The sequence below is a fragment of the Lamprocystis purpurea DSM 4197 genome (genome assembly GCF_000379525.1).
GTDB lineage: Bacteria > Pseudomonadota > Gammaproteobacteria > Chromatiales > Chromatiaceae > Thiodictyon > Thiodictyon purpureum.
This window is the reverse complement of record NZ_KB902386.1, coordinates 107,049-114,429: the sequence shown is the minus strand read 5'-3', so window position 1 is coordinate 114,429 and position 7,381 is coordinate 107,049. Positions and strand designations below refer to the sequence as shown.

8 protein-coding genes are annotated in these 7,381 nt (G+C 67.7%); 7 read left to right on the top strand and 1 reads right to left on the bottom strand.

Annotation, left to right across the window (positions count from 1 at the left end):
• Window positions 1-463 precede the first annotated feature (463 nt).
• The 7 genes from traL (at window position 464) to A39O_RS0104930 (ending at window position 5,815) form a co-directional block, all read left to right on the top strand.
• On the top strand, window positions 464-757 hold the full coding sequence (gene traL, locus A39O_RS0104960; RefSeq protein WP_020503602.1) for a type IV conjugative transfer system protein TraL: 294 nt from the start codon (window positions 464-466) through the stop codon (window positions 755-757).
• The gene (locus tag A39O_RS0104955; RefSeq protein ID WP_020503601.1) at window positions 754-1,341 is read left to right on the top strand and encodes a TraE/TraK family type IV conjugative transfer system protein; all 588 of its coding nucleotides are present in this window, start codon (window positions 754-756) and stop codon (window positions 1,339-1,341) included. The genes traL and A39O_RS0104955 overlap by 4 nt, the downstream gene beginning before the upstream one ends.
• Window positions 1,338-2,366 (top strand): TraK domain-containing protein, encoded by a 1,029-nt coding sequence (locus A39O_RS36225; RefSeq protein WP_020503600.1) that lies wholly within the window; start codon window positions 1,338-1,340, stop codon window positions 2,364-2,366. The genes A39O_RS0104955 and A39O_RS36225 overlap by 4 nt, the downstream gene beginning before the upstream one ends.
• Window positions 2,363-3,661, top strand: a complete 1,299-nt coding sequence (locus tag A39O_RS0104945) for a TrbI/VirB10 family protein (RefSeq protein ID WP_020503599.1) — start codon at window positions 2,363-2,365, stop codon at window positions 3,659-3,661. Before A39O_RS36225 ends, A39O_RS0104945 begins: the two co-directional genes overlap by 4 nt.
• Window positions 3,662-4,175: 514 nt before the next feature.
• Window positions 4,176-4,379 (top strand): hypothetical protein, encoded by a 204-nt coding sequence (locus A39O_RS0104940; RefSeq protein WP_020503598.1) that lies wholly within the window; start codon window positions 4,176-4,178, stop codon window positions 4,377-4,379.
• A gap of 96 nt (window positions 4,380-4,475) precedes the next feature.
• Window positions 4,476-4,928 (top strand): hemerythrin domain-containing protein, encoded by a 453-nt coding sequence (locus A39O_RS32055; protein ID WP_020503597.1) that lies wholly within the window; start codon window positions 4,476-4,478, stop codon window positions 4,926-4,928.
• A gap of 239 nt (window positions 4,929-5,167) precedes the next feature.
• Window positions 5,168-5,815 (top strand): DUF938 domain-containing protein, encoded by a 648-nt coding sequence (locus A39O_RS0104930; RefSeq protein ID WP_020503596.1) that lies wholly within the window; start codon window positions 5,168-5,170, stop codon window positions 5,813-5,815.
• Between the two features lie 135 nt (window positions 5,816-5,950).
• Here the strand turns inward: A39O_RS0104930 and A39O_RS0104925 are convergent, their stop codons facing one another.
• Window positions 5,951-6,742 carry a phosphodiester glycosidase family protein gene (locus A39O_RS0104925; protein WP_040527167.1) on the bottom strand — a complete coding sequence of 264 codons (792 nt, stop codon included), beginning with the start codon at window positions 6,740-6,742 and terminating at the stop codon, window positions 5,951-5,953.
• Window positions 6,743-7,381 lie beyond the last annotated feature (639 nt).

Genomic DNA, 7,381 nt, shown 5'->3' with positions numbered 1-7,381 from the left:
ATCGCGCACCAGATACAACCGCTCCAGGTCGCTGCGCGCGTCAACATCGCGCCAGTCAAATAAGCTCGGTTCAATGGCCGCCATGGGGTCCTCCTGCAAAGGATCGTCTCGATAACGATATGATCCCTTGGCGGCCGCCTTTTTGCACGCCCCCGCCGCTACGCTGGGGTGAATTTTCGCCCGCCGCCCCAGCCCACCCGCGCAACTGACTGATTGTTCGTTCCGGGCTGGGGTAAACGAAAGTTTTCCACCGCCGGGCGGCTTTTCAGTTCAGGGGGTTGCGGACACCGCTAGAGGCTCTTCAGAGGGTCTCACGGGTGCGTCTCGACGCACCCCCTGAACCGAAACAAGCGCTCAGGCCGGGCGTTCTCGGTCTGGAGCCAGCCTGGTTCCCCGCATTCCCCCCCAAAATCCGCACCTTCAGCGCTCACGGTCCCCGCCCACCGCGCAGCACACTGCGCCCATGGCTGACCCCACCGAAATCCCCAAATACATCGACGATCCACCGCTGATCCTGCTGTGGCGCGTCGACGATCTCGTGCCCATCGTCCTGTGTCTGATCATCGGGATCTTCACCGGCAGTCCCAGCACGATGTTCAAACTGATCGTCCTGGGAGTCCTCCTGGTGCGCCTGTATTCCAAGTACCGCGAGCGGCGTCCCGACGGGCACGCGCTGCACGTCCTCTATTGGTATGGCCTGTTGCCCCTGCGCGGGCGGACCACCCCCAATCCGTTCTGTCGGCGGTGGCTGCCATGAACCTCCAGCGCTTTCTCGCCACCTGGGCCGGGCTGACGCTGGAGAACCGGGTCAACCGCGTGATCATCCTGCTGCTGATCGGCGTGAACTGCGTGCTGGCGGTGACGATCAACCAGACCGATCGCACCGTGGTGTTGGTGCCGCCGGTGCTGGAAGGGGCGGTCTCGGTTGCCCGCGCCTCGGCCAGTCAGGAGGTCCGGGACGCCTGGGCGCTGTTCGTCGCCGAGCTGCTCGGCAACGTCACCCCCACCAACGCCGAGTTCCTGATCAAGGCCCTGGAGCCCTTGCTGTCACCCGCGCTGCGGGTCGACGTGCTGCGCGTCCTGGACGCCCAGGTCGCCGAGATTCGCCGGGAAAAGGTCAGTCTGGCCTTCGAGCCGCGGGCGGTCAGCCGGGATCCGGCGAGCGGCACGATCTTCATCACCGGCACCCACGTCACCAGCGGACCGGCGGCCAAGCCGGTCAGTACCGCGCGCACCTATGCGCTGCGGATCGAGTTCAAGAACTATCGGCCGGTCGTGGTCTTCCTGGATTCCTATCCGGGGGAGCCGCGCATCGGCGCAACCGTTGGGAGCCCGCGATGACCCGCCAACCGACCCTGCTCGCCCTGTGCATCACGCTCGCGCTCGGCACTGCCCAGGCCGCCCCCGAGCCCGATCCCGTGACCGCGATCCCGCGGGTCTCCTGCGACCTGCTGGATGTCCGCACCGCGGCGGCGGGACCGCGCACCGAGCCGACCGGGACCGGGGAGGGCGTTCCGGTGGGCGCACCGCCCATTCGTCAGGTCGGCGGGGCCGCGGCCGCCCGTCGGACCAGCAGTGCCCCCGAGCGGCGTGGCGGCTTGCTGCGCGTCGGGATGGGTCAGTCGGGGTCCGGGGCGATGGAACTGGGACCCCGCAACGTCACCCTCGCCGCGGGCACCACGGCCTTGATCGAGATCGCCATCGACCATCTCAACCGCATCGTCACCCCGTTCGCGAATCCGGTGGTGCGGACCGTCTCGGCGGCCAGTACCAGCGTCGATGGCCCGGTGGTCTACGTGGCCACGTCCACCGAGGAACCCGTGTCCCTGTACATCAGCGACGGCCAGAGCAACGACCTGGCGCTGTCGCTCACCCTGGCCCCGCGGTACGTCCCGCCGCGCGAGATTCGCCTGACCGTGCCCGGCTATCACGGCAAGGGCGCGAGCGGCGGGGTACCCGACAGCGGCCAAGCGGCGTTGCCGCCGATCGGGGGAGGAGGGCGCAACGGCAGCGACCCCTACGTGGCCGGAATCACCGACCTGTTGCGTGCCATGGCCCAGCGCCGCCTGCCGGCCGGCGTCCAGGTCAAAGGCCGCGGTCCGCACGCGCACTGCGTGCCAGAGCTCAAGATCACCAAGGCACAACTGACCCAAGGGGCGGGCGCCAGTGTGCTGACCCTCGGCGTACGCAATGCCGGCACCAGCACTGTCCTGGTCAACGCGTCCGCCTGCGACCTGGACCAGGGCCGCGTCGCGGCGGTGGGCGCCTGGCCGTTGCAGACACTGGCGCCGGGGCAGGCGACCGAACTGTTCCTCGTCCTCCAGGAGGGCGCGGTCACGGCTGCGCCCAGCGAGACACCCCGGTGATCACGCTCAAGACCCAGTGGGCCGCCCTGTCGCCCGGCGTCCAGCGCGTGGTCGCCTGGGGGGCCGGCGCGTCCGTGCTGCTCGTGCTGGCCGCGCTCGCCGTGCAAAGTGCCGGACCCCCCGCGCCCAAGGGGACCGCCCAGGAAACCCTGGTGCGCAACCTGCTCACCGATACCGATCCCCGTTCGTTGGGCATCGAAGGGCTCGCCGCCCGGCTGGAGCGCATGGAGCACCATGTCGATGACGTGAAGCAGGCGTTGGCGAAACCCCCGGACCCGCCGGCCGTGCCCCCGGTCGATCCCGCGGTGGTCGAGGCGCAGCGGGTCGAGCTGGCGCAGTTGAAGAATGAACTGGAGAGCCTGCGCCGCCACGTGGAGGTGACCAAGCAAACTCCACCAACCGGGTCGCCGTCCGCCGTACGGCCGCCAGGGCGACTGGCCGAGCCGGCGCCCGCGCCGCCCCCGGTGCCGGCGGCCGCACCGGCGTCGTCGGGCGAGCGGCCCCTGAATCACCTGTTCAGCCCGCCGACCACCCCCGCGCCGAGCCCCGCGGTGCCCGGCGCGCACGCGAGCGGAGCCGGCCGCGCCCTGGACATTCGGGTGGTCAGCGCTACGCCCCCGCCCACGCCGCCCGCCGGTCGACCCGCCGTCCCGGCCCCCGGCGAACTCTTCATCCCCGCCGGCAGCATCCTCAGCGGGGTGCTCCTCAACGGACTGGACGCCCCCACGGGGCAGGGCGCCCGGCAGCAGCCGACCCCGGCCCTGGTGCGGATCAAGCACGATGCGATTCTGCCCAACCGGTTCCGTGCGGACGTCAGGGAATGCTTTGTGATCGTCGGCGGCTTCGGCGATCTGGGGTCGGAGCGCGCCTACCTGCGCGCCGAGACCTTGACCTGCGTGCGCACCGACGGGGGTGTCATCGAGGTCCCGCTCGACGCCTACGCGGTCGGCGAAGACGGCAAGGTCGGCGTCCGCGGCCGACTGGTCAGCAAGCAGGGCGCCCTGCTCGCCAAGGCGTTGCAGGCCGGCTTCCTGACCGCGTTTTCGAAGGTGTTCACCCAGGTTCCGGCGACGCCGTTCAGCAACGCAGCAACCGGCGGCCAGGTCCAGTTCCAATCCATGTTCACTCCCCAGGCGGCCGAGGCCGGTTTTGCCGGCGGGGTCGGCGGGGCCATGGACAAGTTGGCCGACTATTACATGAAGATGGCCGAAAACACCTTTCCGGTACTCGAAGTCGATGCGGGACGGGGGATTGAGCTCATCATCAACAAGGGGACGTCGCTCAAGCTGAAATGATGTCGACCCCGAAGCCACGCATTCTGCTCGTCGTTCCCAACTCCACCAGGCAGCCCCTGGTGCGCCCGGCGTTGTCGCGCTGCGGGGCGCTGGTCACCAAGGGGTCGGGGAGACGGCTCTGCGCCGGTGCGCGGTTGCCCCGCCCGCGGCCGTCATCGTGGCGGTGGTCATGTCCGGGCTCAACGGGTTACCGGTTCTGACCCGACTGCGTACCGACCATCCCACGCTGCCGGTATACCTCATGGACGACGAAAGCGCGGGCGGCGGATGGGCGCCGAGGGCCTTGCCGCTGGCGCCGCGGCTGTTTTCCAGAGTGCGCAGGTGGGTGTCTGGACGAACCCGATCCTTGATACGGCGCTACACTGAAGTCGCGCCGTCCGACCCGCCGGTCCTTGCGTCGTTGTGATCGCCCGCAGGGGCCGGCCGTCCTACCGGCTGCACCCTGGGAGCCATTCGGCGTCGGCACGACGTGCGACAATGCAACGTTTCAGGCATTCGTCCCCACTATGAAAGGATGAAGACCGTGATCAATGGGCTCGATCTTGCGGAAGCTGTTCGATCGGCTTGCTTGCAGGCCGCGTTGGACGCCTATGAGCAGGCGGGCGTGAGCGGACTGTGCGGCGAGGGGCGCTGGGAGATCGCAGTGCAAACGATCAGGAATCTCGATCTGGTCCAGTTGCTCGACGCGGATTGCAGTTCCCAAGGCAACCGGCGGTGAGCACGCCATGAGCAGGAGCAGCGAAATGCAGGGATGGTCCCGTGGTTGTTTTGACGGGTCCACTCTTATGGATCCCTGGCCGCGGCGACACGACTGATGCAGCGGTCTGCGGCGCTCAAGCGGCTGTCGAGCGAACATCACCTCGGATTGGTCATCGCACGCCGGGCGCGGGAAGCGCGCGATAACCCGGAAGCTGCATGGGGCGAGTTACGGCGAAGGTTCGCCGACGAGTTGGAACCTCACTTTCAACTCGAAGAGCGCGGCCTGTTGCCGGCGATGCAGGCGGCTGGCGAGCAGACGCTGGTCGAACGCACGCTGGCCGACCACCAAGCCATGCGCGCCCTGATCGATGCCGGCGGGCCCGAAACCTTGGCTGCTTTCGCTCAGTTGCTCGCCGATCACATCCGGTTTGAGGAGACCGAACTCTTCGAGACTGCCCAGCGGATCCTGGGGGCGGAGGCGCTGGCGGCCATTCAGGACCTCCATGCCCAAGAACCCGGGACTGCGTGCCGGCCGCCGGAACTGAGCGCAACGTCATCCGGTGATTGATTGCGCACTGACCGCGCCTGGCTGCTCGCGCTGTGGCCCGGTCCGCCCAGCCGCAGAGCCCCCGACCTGCTGAGACGAACGCACGCGCCGCAGAGAAAGCTGCCTCACTGGTCGTATACTCGCGGCAATTGCAGGAGAGGGCATCCACACGATTGGCTGCCCCGGTTCTGCCCGATCTGCGCTTGCCTAATCGCCACCGCCGTCGCGGGTTGCGACAACCCGTGCCAGGATAATTCCCAATGGCAACACGCACGCTCCACGACAAACCCTTCTCGCTGGCCTGCGAGGAGAACCAAGCCCCCATTCTCGCGGTCATCGGTCCGCTGTTCGCCAAGGCCCGCCGGGTCTTGGAGATCGGCAGCGGCACGGGCCAACATGCGGTCTACTTCGCCACCCGGCTGCCTCACCTGATCTGGCAGACCAGTGATGTTCCGGCCAATCTGCCGGGCATCCGGTTGTGGTTGGCCGAGGCGCAGCTGCCCAACCTGCCGGAGCCACTGAGCCTGGACGTAATCGGCGATTGGCCTGCGGGTCCGTTCGACGGCGTCTTCAGCGCCAATACCGCCTACATCATGGGAGAGTCGGAGGTCGGCCGGCTGTTCCGCGGCGTTGGTCAGATTTTGGCGCCTGGTGCACCGTTCGCGCTCTATGGCCCGTTCAGCAAGGGCGGACAGCATACCAGCGAGAGCAATGCCCGCTTCGATGCATCGCTCAAGGCCCGTGACCCGCGGATGGGGGTGCGGGACTTGGACGATCTGCGGGCGTTGGCGGATCGGGCGGGTCTGGAGCTGCGCGCCGATCACCCCATGCCCGTCAACAATCGGACGCTGGTCTGGTGCCGGTGCAACTCGGCAGGAGCGCAAACGAATCCGGCAACGGGGCACTGAGTAGCGGGGCCTGAGCAACGCGGCCAGGCTCGATGCCGATGTCACGGGCCAAGCGACGGCTTTGCTCCCATTGCCGCCGCGGGCCGATTCGTCCCTGGGGGCCTTTGTGACCGCCCGCATCCATCCAGCGGCTGGTCAGCGCGGGGTAATTCCAAGCAGGTTGCGGACGCGTTTCCAGGGACTTAGGGTCACCGGAGCCTTGTCGCCCCGCCGGTCGAAGAAAAATCCGGCCGAGCTTCCGCCATCGAGGTTGAGGGCGCGATCGACCCGCCACGGAATCAGGGCCCCGGTCGAGGCGAGACATTGTGCGAAGTCGGCGAGGGTGAGCGGGCTCAAGGTGGCACCCAAGACCCAGCGCCCGTGCGCATCCGTGGCGATAAAGGTCCGGCGGCTGGAATCGGACGCGGACAGACCCCGCGCCGCCCGCGCGCCATCCACGAGATAGGGACCGCTTTGCAGCAACGCGGCGATGTCCGGGTGATCCCGGAACTGAGCCCGCCGCACGAGGTGGACACCCTGGTTGTCGCTGTAGACGACACCGCTGAGGAGCTTGGCGGTTTCGAACCGGTTGATCCGGCGGCCGGCGGAGATCACCAACCCGGCTGGCCGCAGGTCCGGGTGGAAGAATCCACCGTTGACCCCCGCCACGCATCCTTCGGCCCGAAAGGCATCCGCCAGGGTCGGATAGACGGGCTCGGCACCGGCCCCGAGATCGACAACCTTCAAGCGGAATCCCGGCGAGGTGAAGAAGGCGAGGTGCGCGGTGACTTGCCGACCGTCGGAGGGACGGACCGCCGACCGCTCGGCGTAAGACAGGTCCGTTGTGATGTCCTGCCGGTCCGATTCCCCCTTGGGCTTCCAGTCCGTCGCGCCGGCGCTCGCGGCGACCATCAGGCAGGCCCAGAGAAGAACGCAAGGCGAAGTCATAGCCGCAGCTCGGTAGGCGGTGGATTTGGAGGCGTCGGCGAGCATGGCCCGAGCATGCGGGGGCTTTACCTGGCGGTCAACCACGGCGATCTCGATCCAGGCGAACCCGGCTGGTTGATGCATCGGCGCCGCGTATCATGCGAGTAGCCCAGGAGGACATCCGAATGGAATCCATGGCCGGCGTCGCAGCCCGAGCGGAGTCTTGAGGTCTGCAACGTTCGAAACGAAAGACGGGATCGCGGCCCATCCCCGACAGTCGACGGCTTCCGCGGAGCGAGAGACTTCTCCCAAGCGTGTTCACACGAGCAGGGGGATAGCGAAGGACTGGTAGCCCACAAACGGACTTAGTAGTCGTGTTAAAGCCGAATCCTGCCACAGTGAGGCCCAATATCGGCTCACCCGTCCCCGGATCGGTCCGTAGCTGTCGCTTTCCGGTCGAGATCCGGCGGAAGCTGCGGGTCGTAACGGGTCTGTCTAGTGCGTCATCGCCCGCGCCCGCAAAGCGCGTTGACCAGCCGCTCGACAGTCCGAGGTTGAGAGACACTCTTGGGATCAGAACGGTCGCTGAGCATGAAACGTTTAGTGTCAGGTTTGGGTCGGGCCCGGTCACGCTCTCGGGCTCGCTGGGAACGCGCTCGC

Bases quoted from the DNA above. Each gene is read 5' to 3' on its own strand.
- traL (WP_020503602.1), top strand. From the start codon at position 464: ATGGCTGACCCCACCGAAATCCCCAAATACATCGACGATCCACCGCTG.
- A39O_RS0104955 (WP_020503601.1), top strand. From the start codon at position 754: ATGAACCTCCAGCGCTTTCTCGCCACCTGGGCCGGGCTGACGCTGGAG.
- A39O_RS36225 (WP_020503600.1), top strand. From the start codon at position 1,338: ATGACCCGCCAACCGACCCTGCTCGCCCTGTGCATCACGCTCGCGCTC.
- A39O_RS0104940 (WP_020503598.1), top strand. From the start codon at position 4,176: ATGAAGACCGTGATCAATGGGCTCGATCTTGCGGAAGCTGTTCGATCG.
- A39O_RS32055 (WP_020503597.1), top strand. From the start codon at position 4,476: ATGCAGCGGTCTGCGGCGCTCAAGCGGCTGTCGAGCGAACATCACCTC.
- A39O_RS0104930 (WP_020503596.1), top strand. From the start codon at position 5,168: ATGGCAACACGCACGCTCCACGACAAACCCTTCTCGCTGGCCTGCGAG.
- A39O_RS0104925 (WP_040527167.1), bottom strand. From the start codon at position 6,742: ATGACTTCGCCTTGCGTTCTTCTCTGGGCCTGCCTGATGGTCGCCGCG.